14 protein-coding genes are annotated in these 18,501 nt (G+C 44.2%); 5 read left to right on the top strand and 9 right to left on the bottom strand.

Features of this window, described 5'->3' with window-relative positions:
- Window positions 1-9 precede the first annotated feature (9 nt).
- On the bottom strand, window positions 10-222 hold the full coding sequence (locus G633_RS18455) for a hypothetical protein (RefSeq protein ID WP_035771400.1): 213 nt from the start codon (window positions 220-222) through the stop codon (window positions 10-12).
- Window positions 223-1,642: 1,420 nt separating this feature from the next.
- Here G633_RS18455 and G633_RS0113005 point away from each other — a divergent pair.
- The 5 genes from G633_RS0113005 (at window position 1,643) to G633_RS18450 (ending at window position 7,585) form a co-directional block, all read left to right on the top strand.
- A complete protein-coding gene (locus G633_RS0113005; RefSeq protein WP_026520160.1) occupies window positions 1,643-2,467 on the top strand; it encodes a hypothetical protein in 825 nt (274 codons plus the stop codon).
- Between the two features lie 111 nt (window positions 2,468-2,578).
- On the top strand, window positions 2,579-3,247 hold the full coding sequence (gene sdaAB / locus G633_RS0113000) for an L-serine ammonia-lyase, iron-sulfur-dependent subunit beta (RefSeq protein ID WP_026520159.1): 669 nt from the start codon (window positions 2,579-2,581) through the stop codon (window positions 3,245-3,247).
- 1 nt (window position 3,248) lies between these two features.
- Window positions 3,249-4,130: an L-serine ammonia-lyase, iron-sulfur-dependent, subunit alpha gene (sdaAA, locus tag G633_RS0112995; RefSeq protein WP_026520158.1), complete on the top strand. Its 882-nt coding sequence runs from the start codon at window positions 3,249-3,251 to the stop codon at window positions 4,128-4,130.
- 187 nt (window positions 4,131-4,317) lie between these two features.
- Window positions 4,318-6,369 (top strand): endo-1,4-beta-xylanase, encoded by a 2,052-nt coding sequence (locus G633_RS0112990; RefSeq protein WP_035771398.1) that lies wholly within the window; start codon window positions 4,318-4,320, stop codon window positions 6,367-6,369.
- A 313-nt stretch (window positions 6,370-6,682) separates the two neighbouring features.
- A complete protein-coding gene (locus G633_RS18450) occupies window positions 6,683-7,585 on the top strand; it encodes a hypothetical protein (protein ID WP_051200202.1) in 903 nt (300 codons plus the stop codon).
- Window positions 7,586-7,628: 43 nt separating this feature from the next.
- On the opposite strand, the gene gtfB is transcribed toward G633_RS18450, so the two are convergent.
- From gtfB to G633_RS0112945, 8 genes are all read right to left on the bottom strand, one after another.
- Window positions 7,629-8,954, bottom strand: coding sequence for an accessory Sec system glycosylation chaperone GtfB (gene gtfB, locus G633_RS0112980; protein WP_026520156.1), 1,326 nt, complete (start codon window positions 8,952-8,954; stop codon window positions 7,629-7,631).
- The gene (gene gtfA, locus G633_RS0112975; protein WP_026520155.1) at window positions 8,951-10,483 is read right to left on the bottom strand and encodes an accessory Sec system glycosyltransferase GtfA; all 1,533 of its coding nucleotides are present in this window, start codon (window positions 10,481-10,483) and stop codon (window positions 8,951-8,953) included. Before gtfA ends, gtfB begins: the two co-directional genes overlap by 4 nt.
- Before the next feature lie 16 nt (window positions 10,484-10,499).
- Window positions 10,500-12,830 (bottom strand): accessory Sec system translocase SecA2, encoded by a 2,331-nt coding sequence (gene secA2, locus G633_RS0112970; RefSeq protein WP_026520154.1) that lies wholly within the window; start codon window positions 12,828-12,830, stop codon window positions 10,500-10,502.
- Window positions 12,831-12,836: 6 nt separating this feature from the next.
- Window positions 12,837-13,721, bottom strand: a complete 885-nt coding sequence (gene asp3, locus G633_RS19440; RefSeq protein WP_051200200.1) for an accessory Sec system protein Asp3 — start codon at window positions 13,719-13,721, stop codon at window positions 12,837-12,839.
- Entirely contained in the window at window positions 13,718-15,256 is a 1,539-nt protein-coding gene (gene asp2 / locus G633_RS0112960) for an accessory Sec system protein Asp2 (protein ID WP_026520153.1), read from the bottom strand. Before asp2 ends, asp3 begins: the two co-directional genes overlap by 4 nt.
- A complete protein-coding gene (gene asp1 / locus G633_RS0112955; protein WP_026520152.1) occupies window positions 15,240-16,811 on the bottom strand; it encodes an accessory Sec system protein Asp1 in 1,572 nt (523 codons plus the stop codon). Before asp1 ends, asp2 begins: the two co-directional genes overlap by 17 nt.
- 9 nt (window positions 16,812-16,820) lie before the next feature.
- Window positions 16,821-18,065, bottom strand: a complete 1,245-nt coding sequence (gene secY2 / locus G633_RS0112950; protein WP_081664781.1) for an accessory Sec system protein translocase subunit SecY2 — start codon at window positions 18,063-18,065, stop codon at window positions 16,821-16,823.
- A 100-nt stretch (window positions 18,066-18,165) separates the two neighbouring features.
- Window positions 18,166-18,501, bottom strand: a 336-nt coding sequence (locus tag G633_RS0112945; protein ID WP_026520150.1) for a hypothetical protein, incomplete at its 5' end; no start/stop codon positions are given.

The following is an 18,501-nucleotide window of genomic DNA, read 5'->3' as shown; positions in this document are numbered from 1 at the left end:
ACAAATGGGTTACGCACTACCCTTTTGGGCAAGTTCACTGCCCCTTGCTGCGTTGATTGCTTCGTCTACCAGTTGAAGCAATTCCAGAGCACTTCGGAAATGCTCTGTAGTATCCTCATCCGCCCACACAACTTTTCCCTGCCAGGTACCTCTTTGGCAATCCTCCACTTTGATAATGAAGGTTCCCTTATTCTTCCCACTTAGGTGATTCTGACGTTTCATACGCTTTACCTCGTGTCATGTTTCCAGGCTATTTCGCCTATAAGATTGACAATAGGTTTCCCTTGTATCTATATGATACAAATTGCACAATCATACAAATAATCATAGGAATGCCCGTATTTTGTGGATTTGGCTTAAACTATTATTAACAAGATGAAGGGGGAATAAAGATAATTAACGCAAAATAAAGAAAATATAATGTGTTTAATCATAGTTTTCTGACTTTTTAGCGTTTTATGATTGGATTTTGATTGAAACCTTTGTGCAATTTTACGAAATACGAAAACGATTGAAACTGCATAAATATTAGGGTTTCAGGGACTGCGGATTGGGCGCCATTTGGCGCCTTTTGGCGCCTGATCCGCAGTTTTGAAATTCTTAAGAAATCTTAAGAATTTTCGACGGTAAATCTTAAGATTTTTGTGATAATGTAGTATTCATGCGGGTTTGCGGGTGTATACAAAAATCCTGCGCGCTTTTATGATTGCGGAAGGGGATTCGCGTGTTGGGAGGAGTCGGAGTGACAGCTATTGGATGCGTGTGGTGGTTGGATGCTACTCTTGTGCAAGTATTCTTGTGTGGAGGTTGGAGCTGTAGTGGCGGCTATTGCGTGCGTGTGGTGGCTGGTTGCGACTCTTGTGCAAGTATTCTTGGGTGGAGGCTGGAGCTGAAGTGGCGGTCATTGGGTGCGCGTGGTGGCTGGTTGCGACTCTTGTGCAAGTTTAGCTTGGGTGGTGGCCGGAGCTGTAGTGGCGGCTATTGGATGAGCGTGGTGGCTGGAAGGCGCGCGAATTGGCCTGTGCTACTGTCCTTAGTCACTTTCATTCTCTGGACAGTAACCAATTTCTTGGTTACTCCCGACCACTACTGTCTCTGGCGAATTCCTTCATCGAGACAGTAGCGTTATCTAAGGAGTTCTTCAGAGCTCAACTGTCCCGAAGCATTTTCTTCTTAAGGACAGTTGCTCTTCCTCGACATGTACTCAGACCTCTACTGTCTCATTTAAATTTGCACAAGGGGACAGTAGCCTTCCCTCGACATGTGCTCAAGCCACTACTGTCTCATTTAAATTTGCTCAAGGGACAGTAGCCTTCCCCAAACATGCGCTCAGACCACTACTGTCTCGTCTAAAATTTGCACAAGGGACAGTAGTCTTCCCTCAACATGTACTCAAGCCACTACTGTCTCATTTAAATTTGCCCAAGGGACAGTAGCCTTCCCTCGACATATACTCAGACCACTACTGTCTCATTTAAATTTGCACAAGGGACAGTAGCCCCCGGCAGAACATCGGCCATCCGCGACATTATTGCCTGCCAAACAAGTAATAACCTGCAGGATTCTGTCCGACATGAATACAAACCTCGCATAAATAGCAAAAAAGAAATAAAAAAGAAAGGAAACACAATCAGAACCAGAAATGAATCAAAGAAATTATCTAAATGAGGAGCTAAACAGACTAGACAGGCTCATAAAGATCAATAGCGCCAATCTAAAGAAACACAAGGACATCAAATCTGAGAACATCTTGATCTCAAGCTCCAGTAATGGAATCCCACAATTTAAAGTCCGCAATGCAGGCAGCGCAACTACACGAGAGGAAATATATACGGGCAGGTCTTATGTCCGCCAGTCAGACCTCGCTCCCATCAAGAAGCTCGTCCAGAAGCAGTATGAGGAGCGCCTGCAGAAAGCGCTCCTCGCGAACCGAAGTCGGCTTACGAGGTTCATCAAGAATTACGATTATGATTTTGTGGATCAGATTTATCAGAAGTCAGCGTTCGCAAGGAGGCAGTATATATCGCCGATCATCGAACCGCGGGATGAATTCATCAAGGACTGGTATGAGCACCATCCCGGAGGGATGAACCCTTATGATGATCCGCCGGAGCGCGATACATTAAGAGGAGAAAAAGTCCGCACAAAGAGCGAACAACTTCTAGCAGATACCTTCTATCGTTTAGGCATTCCGTATCAATACGAGCCTGAATTTGTCTTAAATACCGGATATTGCAAATATCCGGATTTCGTACTTCTAAATGTAATCCAAAGAAAAACCTATTACTGGGAACACATGGGCCTTACAGATGAGTTTGATTACGCCACAAAAAACTTCAAGAAACTCCTGGTCTATGAGAGAAATGGTCTGATTCTTGGCGAAAACCTCATACTTTCACTGGAAACAGAAGACATGCAACTGGACATGAAGATGGTTGACAGGAAAATCCGGGAATACCTGCTCTGATTTCCAAGCCAATCCATTAAGCGTATAATTATATTGAGATGAGCTATTCACCACCATTGCAATAGCTTCATCATTAAACCAATATTTTACCCACCAACCGGAGAACAACACATGAACATCTTCGACATCATCGGCCCTGTCATGATCGGGCCCTCAAGTTCACATACAGCAGGCGCTGTGCGCCTTGGACGCGTAGTCAACAAGCTGATTGACGAGCGCCCACTTAAAAAAGTTGAGATCACGCTCTCAGGCTCATTTGCCCAGACCTACAAGGGCCACGGCACAGACAAAGCACTTCTCGCCGGAATCATGGGCTACAAGAGCTATTCCCCTGAGATTCGCGACGCCCTGTCAATTGCCAACAACCGCAGAATCAGCTACACCTTCAAAACCGAGAACATCAAAGGTGCGCACCCTAATACTGCTCTGATCCACTACTTCCTTGAGGACGGCAGTGAAGGCAGCATGCAAGGCGCCAGCATCGGTGGCGGAAACATCCTCGTAAACCGTATAAACGGCATGAATGTTGAGTTTAACGGCGATGCCAACACAATCCTTATCATGCACAAGGACACACCGGGTGTCATCGCAAGCGTAACAAACCTCATGCACTGGGAGTACGAGAGCCTCAACATCTCAGGTTTCCACCTCTCCCGAGATGAGAAAGGCGGAGACGCCATCATGACCATCGAGATAGACAGCAATCCCCCGGAGCAGCTTATAAGCGACATCCGCGGCATTGAACACATCACCAACGCAATCCTGATAAGAAGGGTATGACATGTTAAAATACGAATCTTTGGCAGAACTTGTTAATGAAGCCACTAAACGAAATATCAAAATAAGCGAACTTGTCCTTGAGGACCAGGCCAAAAGCATGGAGAAATCAGAGCTTGAGCTCTATGAACAGATGGAGCTTAACTTCAGCATAATGAAGGACTCCGTAGCAGACGGTATGCGCAAGGACCAGCGCTCCACCTCCGGCCTCACAGGTGGCGAAGGCTACCTTATGTCAGAATATGTCAAAAGAGCTGACGGCGGCCTTTCAGGAACCTTCATGAGCAAAGCGATCTCCCGTGCCCTGGCAGTTGCAGGCTGTAACGCCTCCATGGGCAAGATCGTGGCAGCCCCAACAGCAGGCAGTTGCGGAGTTCTCCCGGGATGCCTTGTCAGCCTCTACGAAGACAGAGCTTTTCCGGAAAAAGACCTTGTAATGGCCATGTTTACTGCAGGAGCTGTGGGAATGGTCATCGCAAACCGCTCAAGCCTCGCAGGAGCTCAGGGCGGATGTCAGGCAGAGTGCGGAAGCGCCTCAGCCATGGCAGCTGCAGCTCTCGTTGAAGTCATGGGTGGAACACCTGCGCAGTGTTCCGACGCCTGCGCCATGGCTATCTCAAACCAGATGGGCCTTGTCTGTGACCCTGTGGCAGGTCTTGTGGAAATCCCTTGTATCAAGCGCAATGTATCGAGCCTTATGATCGCATTTTCCTGCGCAGACATGGCACTTGCCGGCATACAGGCCAAGATCCCTGCAGACGAGTGCATGGACGCAATGCGAGAAGTCGGCGAAGCCCTGCCAAGCACCTTAAAAGAGACAGCTAGGGGCGGCCTTGCAACCACGCCAACAGGCCAAAGGCTCAAGGACCAGGTCTTTGGAGCCTGATCAAAATTCGTCAAAAGTTCACATTTTATCGCATTTTCTGGCAAGCCGGCAGCACTTTTTGAGAAGTGCCTCCGGCTTCTTATTGTTACAATAAAAGTGCTCGAGCTAGCTAGATGACGCGAATATTGTTTGGGGAACAATATCTGCAAAGACACAAAAATAAAACTTAATAATGTGGGGAAAATGTATGAAAAATTATTCAAAGATCATCATTGCAAGGCTCACGGTGCTAATCATGCTTGTTTGCTCCATCGGACTTTCTTACAAAGTCGACGCACAGGCAGCTGATAACACCCTTCTCAACACCTATGGTGCACAGTACGGATATTCCGGAACATGTATCAATCTTTACCAGCTCAGAGACGCTAATCAGCTCAGTCTTTTAAAACAGCAGTACAACAGCATAACGCTTGAAAACGAGATGAAGCCCGATGCGCTTCTTGGAAATTCCGCAAGACTCATCAGTGTCAGCGAAGCCAAGAACAGAGGCTACTACATCCCTGACAGCTACAAGGAATCCTACGTTCCGCAGATCAATTTCAGCACAGTTGATGAAGTCATGAAGATCTGCTACCAGAACGGGCTGAAAATGAGAGCTCACACGCTTGTTTGGCACTCTCAGACGCCAAGCTGGTTCTTCAGAAACGGATATAACGGAAGCAGCTCTTTTGTCAATTCATCAACCATGGACGCAAGGCTTGAGATGTACGTTAAGACTGTGATGAACCACGTTTACCTCAGCGATTACGGCAGTGTTGTCTATGCATGGGACGTTGCCAACGAAGTCATCCACGCCTCAAACTCAGGCTGGGAGGCAGTTTACGGCAACAACAAGACAAACGCTTCTTATGTTAAAAAAGCTTTCAACTATGCCTACGACTGTCTCGATTATTTCGGTCTTACAGACTCGGTAAAGCTCTTTTACAACGATTACAACACATACATGGAGGTCAACAACGTAATCACTCTTGTGAATTACATTAACCAGGGCAAAAAAGTCTGCGCCGGCGTTGGAATGCAGTCGCACCTTGGAACGAACTTCCCTTCAACAGATTCTTATGTAAACGCCCTCAACTCCTTCTTAAAGGCAGGTTTTGAAGTTCAGATCACAGAGCTGGACATCACAAATAAGGGCGATTCAGATATGGCAAACTACGCTTACAACCTCTTCAAAGGCATCAACAACGCCAAGAAGAACGGCGGTAAGATCACAGGCATCACCTGGTGGGGACTTTCAGATCAGACAACATGGATCAGCAATTCCGCTCCTCTCCTGTTCTCAAGACCCGGCCAGCCCAAGCAGGCCTACAGCAAAGTACTTCAGGCTTACACAGATGTCTTTGGCCAGGGCAGCAGCGTAACACCACAGCCCACACCTACGCCTACACCTACACCTCAGCAGGGCACCAAGGCAGCTCACATCGACGATGGTTGGTATTATATCAAGAACACTCTCTCACAGAAGTACCTGTCAGTTCAGGGCAATTCAGCAACCGGCTGGACCAATGTATGCATCAGCAGCGGAACAGGCGTTGATGGCCAGAAGTGGTACGTTGCAAACACATCAGACGGCTACATCACACTGACCACCAAGCTCGGCAGCTACAGCCTGGATGTTTCTTACGGCGATGCTGCAGATGGCACCAATGTTGGAATTTACAGCAGTTATGACGGAGATCCACAGAAATTTGTGGTAAAAGAGACAGGAAATAGCGGCGTTTATACCATTGCAACCAAGTGCTCAAACGGAGCCAGCGGACTTGATGTTTATGAGAAAAAGACATCTGACGGCACCAACGTTTGCGAGTGGACCTACAACGGTGGCACAAACCAGCAGTGGTCCTTTGAAAAGGTAGATAACAGCTCATCTTCACAGCCCGCGCCTACTCCCGAGCCGGAGCCCACTCCTGAGCCCGAGCCGGAGTCACAGCCAGATCCAACTCCTGTAGCATCCGGCCTTGAAGCAACAGCTTCCATCAACAGCTGGGGCAGCGGATATCAGGTAAGCTTTAAGATTACCAACAACACCGGTAACACAGTAAACGGCTGGACTCTCAAGGTTCCCACAAGTCAGCTCAACATGAGCTCTTCCTGGAACGTTAACGTAGCCAAGCAGGACGGCAACTACGTTATCACACCCGTTGATTGGAACAGATCCATTCCAAGCGGATCATCCATAGAATTCGGCTGCATCGGCAGCGGCCAGATTGGCAACTCACTCTCTCTTACTATAGAGTGATTAACTTCATAGATCCTTCTTAGAAAGGCGCAGCCCTACGGGGCTGCGCCTTTTCCTTGAGTCACCGGGTGAGTCACCGGGGACGTTTCACTTTGTCTCATTTTGAGTCAATGGGGACGGTTCTCTTTGACTCCCTCACCTTAAGGAAATCTTAAGAATTCTTCATAAAGTCTTAAAGACTTTTGGTATGCTCATGTGATAATATCTCCTTTGTGCTCCTCTTGAGCACGTTCTATGGCACTTCGCCATCTATCATTCCAGGTATGCGCATACATTGGATATCACAAAGGCAACACAAAGGAGGAATCAACAATTGCCATCTAATTCAATAACGAGCCCCAAGTACAAAGACTCTGTCTTTAGAATGCTCTTTAACGACAAAAAAGAGCTTCTGTCACTCTACAATGCACTGAACAATTCAAACCACACAAACCCTGATGATATCATCATCAACACCATCGGCGACAGCACGTTCCTAAAGGTCAAGAATGACGTCTCATTCATCTTCAACTATGAGCTCAACGTATTCGAGCATCAGTCAACGCCATGCCCAAACATGCCACTGAGAGACTTGTTTTACGTTGCGAAACTCCTCAAGAAAATCACTCAGGAGGATGACTTGTACGCTTCCAAACTGGTCAAGATACCCACTCCGAAATTCTATGTCTTTTACAACGGCACAGAACCCCTTCCGGATGAAAAGATCTATCGCCTCTCCGAACAGTTTGAGAAGCAGACAGCCACTCCCGATATCGAGCTCACAGTTACAGTCCTCAACATCAACGAAGGCAACAATAAAAAGCTCATGGCTGCTTGCAATACCCTAAAAAGCTATAGCATTTTCGTATCGCTCGTGAGAAAATATATAAAAGAGATACCAAAAGACATCGACGATAAAGAGGAAGAAATCAAAGCAGCAATCAATCATGCCATTCAGGATTGCATTGACCAGGATATCCTGAAAGCCTTTTTTGAAAAGCACAGAAGAGAGGTACAAGACATGACATATTGGGATTACAATGAAGAACTTCACAATAAGACTATTGCTACAGAAGCCACTGAGAAAGCAGCATTAGAGATAATACGATTTGGACGTGAAGATGCTATACCAGACGAAAAGACCCGTCTCAGAATAAAAAGACTTGGTTTATCCGATGCCACAATCAATGAACTCTTCGCTCAGATTGATGCCGAAACCGCCAACTTAATACAATAATAATTAAGGCGCAACCCCGAAGGGCTGCGCCTTTTTATTGCATTTAGATTTTCAAAAATTCAGTATAACTCTCTTTTGTTTCGCTCATCGCTTGTTCATGCTGCTGCCTTATAAGATCCTTGCGAATTTCTTCATCCTCAGCGGCCTTTTTTAAAGTTTCCGTAAGCGATTCATAGTCACCGGCTTTAAACCTAAGCGACTCTGCTACAACCTGATCATTGTGCATGACATCCTTAAAGGTCAAAATCAGTTGATTATGCAAAAAACCTCTCTCTCCGGCCCCTAATATCTCCTTGCCACGGTTTATATCAAGCAGAAAGTCGCATTGCTCAAAAAGCTCATCTATTCTCTTTTGGCGAACATTGGGATATAGCCTTACGTTTTCGTAACGATCCAGAGCCAATAGCTTATTGCTCATCTCAGTAATTGCTGCCACGTGTATCATAAAGTCTGGCAGTGCCTTGATAATGTCCTCCAAATTCTCCACATCGTCGGAATTGGTAAAGATCACCGCTTCCTTTTTTCCATTATTCTCTTTCTTGAAATCATAATGATAGCCAAGAAGACCGTATTTTCCCTTATCCAAATTCAGGCTTTCCATACGTTCAAAGACACGGCGATACATGACAGCTATCTTTTTGGTCCTGCAGTCCTTATTATTAAAGATATTCTTCATATTCTGGGGGATATCATCCCTTATACCCTCCTGCCAGAAGAGGACATCATTTCCGGGAATTCCCTGTTGCTGCAGCTTTTCAGATACAAAGAAAGGTGTTGAAAGAGAATTGTACAAGATTCTGTCAAGATCAAAGCCTCTCTCCTTCAGATAGTAGATGACAAAATCAGTCTTATTCTTAAAGAACACTTCGTTTTTGTCTTTCTTAAGGATTATGTGACCGGTGGCAAAGTTCTCCACAATCTTCTCTTTTCCATCCTGGTCAAAGTAGGTCTTAAAGAGCATCTTCTCATTGTTAAGGGTAGTTCTTGCAAAGCACCTGCCAAAGCGGTTGTAATGATCTGACCACCTGACTTTACCTGCCTCATCCACCTCATCAACTATCCTGATAAATCTCTTTTCCTTGGGCTCAGCATAATAAACTCTTGATCTGATAGTATTATTTTCATAAATAATCGCATTACCCGCATCAGATTTTATCTCCTGATGGGATGGTCGCTCAAGACGACTAAAAAACAGAGGCTTGCCTTCAGCCTTATAATCCCCAATATAATAGCTGTATGGTGACTCTACTCCCTCAGGATGGAAGCCATCGTACAGTACACTGATGGCAGGGCAGTCAAACTGACAGTTCTTTATGGATTCTATCAGTTTATCTGAATAATTGTTTATCTGATCTGCAAGGATTATCATAGTTCCTCCAAAAGTGTCTTCATTTTCTTTTCAATCTTCTCTGTCAGGAAATCTTCAGCGATAATATAAGAGTGCATGGAGAATTCCGACACATGATCCTCGTTAAAGAGCTTATCTATCCTATCAGCAAATTCATGGATCAGAGCCTTGCTGTCAAGGACTCCTCCATCAGGATACGGTATAAGATATCCGTTTTTGCCGTCTTCGATAAAAGTCTGATTGCCATAAGGCACATCAAGACCTATCATGGGAAGTCCTGATCCAACTGCCTCCATAAGGGAAAGCCCAAAGCCTTCGCTGGTAGAACCTGCGATATATCCGCTGTAGTCCTTGTATATCTCATCCATCTTCTGATGGCCCCTGAGCTTTATATAGTCTCCGGCATTGTTCTCTTTTATGAGATCAGATATCCTTTTCTCCTCAACGCCCCTTCCAAAAATATCAAGAGTCAGGTCACCAACTTTTTCCCTTGCTTCAACAACAGCTCTGACAACCCAATCAATATGCTTTTCTGGAGCCAGACGCGAAACAGTACACAATGCATGGGGCTTTCTTGCTTTCTCGGGACGCCTTAGTTTATCAAGGCTTCCAACAGGAATTGCCACTATCTTAGGCTTCCTGTTAAAATACTTTTCAAACTGCCTTGCGAGATTTTCCTTCTGTTTTTCAGTTGATGTGATAAAAAAGTCCACTTCATCCGAATGATGGAAAGGATATTCATAAAAATTGTTCCAAAGGATATTATCCTCATCTGTCAGGCTCTCACTGAAGTGCTCAGCATGTATAACCACTCCCAACTTGTGATTTCCTCGATGTTTAAAGATGGCCTGTCCCATAAGCGTTGTCCTGTCAGCAATTATGATATCACCATCCTCCAGAGGGAGTTTTTTCATAAAGTCCTCTGCAAGTTCCATTTTTGAGTAGAAGATACCGTCAGGAAACTTGTAAAGGCAGCTCTTTTCCCACAGATCTTTATTAGATGTATAGGTAAGATACTCTTCAAATGCTGTAGAGCCGTCTCTGTTAAAGAACCTGCGCATATATACCCTGGCCTGCCCCTCAAAGGGCGCAGAGTACTCAGAGAAAATCTTTCCGGATGTATAATAATCAGTCCTTATAAGACATCCTGAGTCAACAAATTCCACCTTACAAACCTTATCCGTGTTTGTTCTTGAAAAATAGATAGTCAGAAACCTGTTATCATCCTTATAGACATATTGCTTCTTACCCGGAGATATCACATTGACAGTATAATCACCTTCCGGAAAAGATGGCGCGATATCCTCCTCTCGAAGAGAGCATGGCTCAATGGTAAAATCTGTATAAAACCGGTAAAGCCAGATTACCTCATCATCTTCAAAATCCAGCGCCCGTGTCATTTCCTGAATATTGTCTCCACGCATGATATCTGTAAAGATGAATTTTGCGGGAATTCCAAGTTCCCTGAGAATCTTTCCTCTGTAGGACTGAGCATACTCAACGCCGCTGCTGGCCCAGCCAATTCCTTGATTGATGTTGTAAACAGTCATTTTCTGCCCCCATGTCTTATGGATTTATAACAATCATTTTGTCGTTTTTTTCCTGAATCTCACCCAAAAGGATATTGCGCATCATGCCAATTTTGACATTTTCCACCATCCGCATGAACGAGGCGTGAGCTTCCTTGTGATACTCATACATGATATTTCTCTGGGCATATGTTCTTCCACTGATGTAAAGCCTAAGCTGTTGCATATAGTCAACCTGTTCTATCCAGCAGTCATCCAGAGCCTTCAGAGACATTATCTTATAAAAGTATACTTTTCGCATATCACTTTTCAGTACCTGTTTCTGGGCCTCAAGTCTCGACTTTGAGATATCCATGAGATATTTCTTCAGGCTCTTTTTGTCATGCATATCATTTTCATCAGGCCTTGACTCAAGGTTGTAACAAATATGGTCTAGTATGAAACGTACCACATCAGCTACTGCCGGCATTTTTTTATACTTTGTAAGGAACCCGTCTATCACATGTTCCTGTACATCCAGAAGAAAATCCTCATCCATGTTTTCCATATCTATTATACTATTTCTCATAGAATAAATAACGGTTCTTTGGATTTTATCACTCTCAGCAAACTGGGTAGTGGTATCCCTTCCTTCTCTTCCTGAAAGCTCACAGTTTCTCTGGGCTTTGCGAATCTGTCTTGCCAGCCATCTGGACTTCACCTGTCCACTGCCTCTTTTCGCAAATTCCTGCAACTTCTCCGCGCCATAGTCTTTTACAAGCTGATCTTCGAGCGATGTATAAAATATACTGGTACCGTTATCACCCTGCCTTCCGGAACGTCCTCTGGCCTGTTTCTCTGACCTTAAATTCGAAGCTATTCCGATGCCTATGACTGCGAGACCACCTAATTCATTTACGCCTTCCCCGAGTCTTATATCAGTGCCTCGACCGGCAACTGATGTAGCAATAGTCACAGCGCCACGCTGCCCTGCTTCTTTTATAATGTCAGCTTCTTTTGGTACGTTATATGCATTAAGGACATTGTGTGGAATACCCTTTTTTAAAAGCCTGTCAGAACACTCCTGCGAAACATCGATTGCATCGGTAATAAGGAGCACAGGACGGCCATCCTTATGGATCTTTTCAGTCTCCAAAAGAGCTGCATCCACCTGGTCTTCTCTGTTGTAAAAACAGAGGTTACGCAGGTCTTTTCTACGCACAGGTCTGTAAGTCGGGATCTTCACCACATCAAGGCCATAGACATTCATAAACTCAGCCGTATCGTCGGCGGCGGTTCCCGACATTCCCGCAATCTTTGGAAACATGTTAAAGAGCGCCTGATATGTGATAGACGCCATAGCTCTGCTCTCCTGCGTTATCTCAACATGTTCCTTTGCTTCAATTGCCTGGTGTTGCCCCTGCCTGAGCTTGGTGTTCTCTAATATTCTGCCTGAACCGCTGTCCAGGAGTTTAACCTTGCCATCCCCGATCAGATAGTCCTTCTGTGAAATCAAGAGCTTATGAGCTCTAAGTGCCAGCATGATGTGTCTTACCAGTTCGAAGTTTTCCTTTGCAAAGAGGTTCTCCTTGGAGTAAAAAAGCTGTGCCTTATCTATACCTGCATCAGTCAGGTATACCTTCTTCCGCTTTTCGTCAACTTCATAATCCTCTTCACTTAAGGTAGTTACAAACAGATCGGCTGTCTGGTACATGTTTGAAAGGACTCTTGGAGCACCTGAAATAACAAGAGGCATCTGTGCACTATCCAAAAGTACAGCATCCGCTTCATCGATTATGACGTAATAATAAGGTCTCAGAAACCTGTCATTCTTAGTTGCCCCCAGGTTTTCCGTCAGATAATCAAAACCCAGTGCACCATTAGTAGTGTACATAATATCAGCTGCATAAGCTGCCTTCTTTTCTTCAAGGGTAAGCATGTCTGCCATATCTTCTTTTACACCAACGCTTGTGGTGAGCCCCATGAACTTAAACAGTTCTCCCATCTGATTGCCATCGCGGCATGCCAGATAGTTGTTCATGGTGACCAGTATGGTGCTCTGTCCGGTAAGGGCATTTAAGTACAGCGGCATTGCTGCAACAAGTGTTTTGCCCTCACCGGTCTTCATTTCGGCTATCTTGCCCTGATGCAACGCAATAGCACCAAGAACCTGCACATCTCTTGGGTACATGCCCAGAACTCTATCCGCAGCCTCACGTATTGCAGCATAGGCGTCGATCATTATCTTATCAAGGTTTTCACCCTTACTAAGCCTTCCCTTAAAAACGTCAGTTAAACCGCTGAGTTCACTGTCAGATAAGGCTTTCATTTTCGGTGCAAGCTTATTTATTTTTTTTAGAATCTTGTTGTACGACTTTATCTTTTTCATAAATAATTATGTGAATTTGCCTTTAAAAAGTCTTTCAGTTTTGTCGCTTAAGGGCTCCATCAGGGAACTTACCGGATCACTCTTTTGCCCTTTGTCTTTCCCATATACTATATTTTCCAGCCTGCCTTTAAGCTTTCTTGAGGGACTTCCATATGTATAGAGTTTTACATTTTGGCCAAGGCGATTAGCAAGTTTTGCAGCGCTCTCATTGGATTTTTCGCCATAGCCTATGACGGCAATCTCTTCCTGCCTGATATCCATCTGAAGTTCATCTGTGACACTGCTGTTCAGGGCAATGGCGTCAGCACCCTCGCAGGTCAGGATTACCCGATTCCTGAACCGAAGAAGAATCCGTTCCTGGGGTACTATATAACTGCCCCCTGTAGGCTCAAGTACTATGACGTACAAGCAGGAGTCCGAATCAATAATTCTGACGTTCTTTTTTGCCTTAGATTTCTTCTGGATCTCGATATGATGAAAGATCAATTCCTTTGCTCCGGCATTTATGAGCTCAAGTTCATAGGCAAATGCTCCTTTTGGACACTCAAGCTCAGCCGTAGGTTCATCTATAATGACTGTTCCCACTTCCTCACCCTGTCGATCCACAAACCTGAATCTCAGTTTTACACTGCCTTCAGGCTTATAGCATACATAGCTTCTGATCTCGTACTTTTCTCCTTCCTCGAGAACCGGAAGTTGTGGCTCATGTCTTGTCATCTGATAATTAACATCTGACTGCCACTTTCTGATGATCTGTCCCGGAGGCATCAGCAAATTAGAAAATTTCACCGTTCCGTCCGGTTCAAAAGAGATGCTGCTACCATAAAGGTATGAATTAGATGCCAAATTGTCCCAGCGAACCGAATAAATTATGGAATTATCTACCTTCATGTGCTATTCCTGTTAAATGAGTCCATGAAGACCCTGACAAACCTTGATTTAAACCACTCAACAACGCCTGCGGTATTGTCGTTGTGTCTTCCGGTCATTCCCTTTCCATATATAGTGATCTCCTTTGGGGAAAGATGATTTACCAAATCTTCATAACCCGTGCGGTCGTAGTCATCTTCTCTCATATATGAGATGGCAAATCTGGTATTGGAAAAGTCCGCGCTATCAAACTTATCCCAAAAAATATCGTTTCCTTTCTTTATCTGTTCAGGTCCAATTCCACCTGCGATACCCTTAAGGACATCAAGAGATGTGGGGAAACCTCCGGGTCTATGGTATTTTTCGTTATAAGCTATACTGCCCAGATTGGTAAGGGGTTTCCCAACTATGACCTGATACGGTAGAAAATCAGGGCTGTAATACAGGGCGCCCGTTGATCCCATTGAGATTCCGGAAAGAATCAGCTGCTGTCCCGTAAATCCAAGATTATCGAGAGTACTTCTGATAATAGCCTTTATCTGTTCCTCATACTCCTTACTACCCATATAAAAGGCTCCACCCTCAAGCCTGGGGTCTGCCAGCAGCAAAAAAGGTGCTCCCAATGCTTTCATCATGTTGTATGCCTCAAAACCTTCGGCAGTCCTGTAACCTGAAAAGTAAACACATAATGGCGGTTTTCTGTCCATGGGGTCAAAGAAACTAACTATCTCCTCTTTTGAAGCATCCTGCCTTTTGCTGCCTCCGGTCTTCAAAACGCCGAAGCCAAGGTGGCTGTATCTATAATGGAGATTTCCAACATTTATCCTGCCCTTTCCCTTAACCTGAAGCGAAAAAGCCAGAAGTGTTCGCACTCCATTATCTTCTACCAGCATTGTTTCGTCAGGATTTTTGAGCTCATTTTCAAAGATCCAGGTAAAAGACAGGTCATTGCGGCTTCCTGATATAACGCTCCTGACAACCAGCCTTATGTCCACCGACTCATCTTTGGTATACTCAAGCCACAACTCTAGCGGTTCTCCCTTATTAAGCGGGACATTATACCTCCAGGTCACAAGGGACGACCAGTTTTTCCCAAAATCTCCCTCCATGCTTACGCATCGGTTTCCATCAAAAGAAATATCCTTTACAAAGCGCCGTGATATATCCATTTCATTTGTATGCATTTTTGCGCCATACTGGCCACCAAAAAACCTCTGCGGAAGGCGCCTGAAAAAATCATTAGCCATGGCATCATCAATAACAAATCCCATCTTACGGCCGATAAGTCCAACAAATTCGATGCTCAAATTAACATCCTTCTCATGACACAATACCAATGAGTATGGATCAATAACGCTTTCCATCTCAAATATCTCACTTATCTCCTCCTCAAGAAGGATCACTTCAAAGCCAGGAAGAATTTTTTTTCTAACACGATCCGGTATCTCTGCGCACTCGGAAGGTGAAACATGATGCCATGTGACCTCGGGAGGAAGCACATATTTAATCCTTGTATCCAGTTTTCCAATATGAAGAAGATTAATGTTGTAATCCATTCTCTATCCGCTTTCTCATGTTGCCGACTAGTGTACCGGCTGTATACTTTTCAGCCTGACTTACACAGTACACAAGTGCCTCGTTCCAATGCGCAAGTCCCTGCAAATAATAGCTCATGGCATCTTTGAGATGGACGATGTTGTGTATCATGTACCCGTTCTTCTGATCCTCGATATATCTAGTAGTGCGGTAATTAATCTGTGGTATTCCCGCAGAGATTCCTGCAATCTGTATATACTGGTCGGGATCATCCCTTATGTCTACTATAAGTCTGATATCTTTTAATATGGTCATGACATCTGACTCGTTGGTATAGGTCTGTATGAAAATTTGTGGTTCTCTCTTATCGTCTTCCTCCTGAGCCTCATTCTCACCTGCTGCAATCTGTCCTTCGTCATCATAGACATATATTGGCGTTCCCTTAAGAGACGCTGCTTTTTCCTTCATCTCCTCCTTAAGTTTTCTGGTACCCGCATCAGTGGAATCCTTTGTACCAACAATCAGCATGATCCTCTCATCCTCCTGAAGCAGAGAGAGCATTTGCATGATACCCCTGGAGCGTATTGGCTCTATCATTCCATCCTGCGGGAAAAAGACCTTTAACTCTCTTATCTGCTGACTCTTCCCCAAAGAAAGTCGTGTATCAAAAGGTGAGATATCCATTATCCTGCTACCGACATTTACCTTCTCATTTATTCTGGATGCAAGCTGCTCTGTATCGGTAATGATAAGGCTCGCGCCTTGAGTATCTTTTTTTAGTGACTCCTTATTCTCTATATTGTATCGATCGCCGTAAAAAGACATGACCATGACGCAACCCTTTGCCGCTTCCATGACCATGCAGTTGTGTCTTTCATCAGCTGCAATATGTACCACATCCTTCTTTTCATTAAGCTGTGACATTTTTGCCTTAAGCACTTCTTTAATAAGGTCATCTATTACCGCATAGTTATTGCGCTTTGTCCTGTATTCAGATGACTTTTCAACCACAACACTCTTTTCAGGGTACTTAACGGTAAACTGAAGTTCGCCCTTTCTGTTATAGAAGAGCTGCTCGCCGGGCTTAATTCCATTCCATTTCATGATGCTGGACAAAAAGCCTCTGTCATCAATATACAAAGTCTCGCATATCTTCCCCTCTGAAAAAAGATTAATCATCAGAAGATTCCCATGCTGTCCAAACTCCACTTCGGTATAGAGCTCTCCATCGACATAACCGGCTACAATAAATGGCGTAAAAACCCATTCTATGTTTTCTGGCCAATTCAGATCTCTATAGGAAAAACTGCAGGGTGTATCGCCTGAAATGCTCTGAAGACGATCAAAAACGTTCCAGTTAGTGATTGGCCATATTCCCTGTCTGTGCAGGAAATATCTAGCCTGCGGACCATATCCCAGTGAAATGATCTCTGCTTTTACCCCCTCGCTTCTAAACATACTTATGTGGTTAATCGTATCGTCAAATTCAGACTCCTTGCCAACCCTATACCACTCACTGACAGGCATTTTCCAGGATTCATCAGACGCATACCATGATGGGATGAAATAATACATAGAAAGACCTCACAGAAAAACTTTATAATCACGGAAATTCCTATAAACCCTTATCTCTTCAAAGACATTCAGCATTAAGCCTGTGAGTATGATCATGGTAACAGGCATCTGAAACATCTTTGAATCAGATCCTGTTGCTGCCCTCATAAACAGCGGAATTCCCACCATCGTACACTGCATGATGCAGCTTAGAACTGCACAGAATCTAATGTTTTTATTTATAAATTTATGTGTCTCTTTTCCCGGACGCAGACCCGCGATACAGTCACCTGACTCCATAAATTGTTTTGTAAGTTCGGATGGATTTATCAATATAAAAGAAAAGGCAAAATTCAAAATAATAGCCATCAGAAGATAGAACAGAATACCTATATAGTTTTCCATGCTTATAGTGTCACTAATAGTAACAAGAACCTCCTGTCCCGGCCATATATTAAGCAAAAGCTCAGCTATATAATGTGGAATCAAAAAGAAAGTCATTGCAAACATGACAGGCATTGTTCCCGCAGGGTTGAGCTTTATAGCAATATAAATATCATCTGCAAGATCATTGTTTATCATTACGCGATAGATTGGGATCCTAAGTTCAGATCTTTCAAACAACGCAGTGGCGAAGACTATAAAAATCAGATATGCTACGGGAGCAACCCCAAACAGCAAAATGGTCTGTTTGGTCACATCTGTCCACTGTGGCTCATATAAATATGATATCAGATTGTTCATGAACGTGGAAAGAATATTGACAAGAATCAGTGCCGAAGTTCCCGCTATTCCGTACTCAGAAACGTTTTCCCCAAGAACTATGACAGCAAATGTACCTCCCATAAGAGTGATAAGAGTAGCAATCTCTGCCATCCGGATATCAGGGAAAATATCTTCCCTGAATGTAAACTTTTCCATGAGTGAATAAGCCTGTATCAGCGACATAAATATAGTGACTATCAGAGTTATACGCCTCATAAAGGCCTTAGAAATAATTTTGTCCTTGCCTCTAAACAAAGATGACAATATCTGCATCAGGATCATAGATGTGATCCAGGGGCTTATTCCAAGTGAAAATATCGAGCCTCTGCTGACATCGGTTCCAAGAATACTCTCCGTATATGCAAACAGGGAATCAGTAGGGACATCCGAAGTAATGACCCATGGTATCGGAACTTTGCGTCCCAAAATGTATAAACATACGATACACAAGGTGTAGAAAAACCTTCCCGGCAAAACATTATAGTTGTTGTTTTTCTTATCTCGCTTCATGCCTGTCCTTTGACTCCCTCAAAGAAAAATTAAGGAGGCATATGTTATACATGTGCCTCCTTATATTTTATATTACGAACAGATTTGTGACAATATTAAGTTACTTCTCTTCTTCCTTCTTGCGGGAAGCTACTGCAACTGCGCCGATAGCTGCTGCGCCAATTGCTGCTGCTCTGCCAACGGTATTGGTGTTATCACCTGTTCTACCTCTTCTTGCACCGAGAACTGCAGCGCCATCGCCAGCTTCTCTGGTTGCTCCAAGGACAGCTCCTGCAGGAGCAGGTGCAGCTACAACACCTTCATCAGCCGGAGATACCGGACCACCTACAACCGTAGGGATAATTGGAGTTGTTGAGTCACTTGTGCTTGCAGATATGCTTGCGCTCACTGATACGCTTAAGCTTGTGCTGGTTGACTCTGACTCGCTGATACTGTT

The sequence above is a fragment of the Butyrivibrio sp. FCS006 genome, from assembly GCF_000424525.1.
In the GTDB taxonomy this organism is placed as follows: Bacteria; Bacillota; Clostridia; order Lachnospirales; family Lachnospiraceae; genus Butyrivibrio.
Note: the sequence above shows the minus strand (reverse complement) of the source record. Positions and strands in the feature narration are given on the sequence as shown.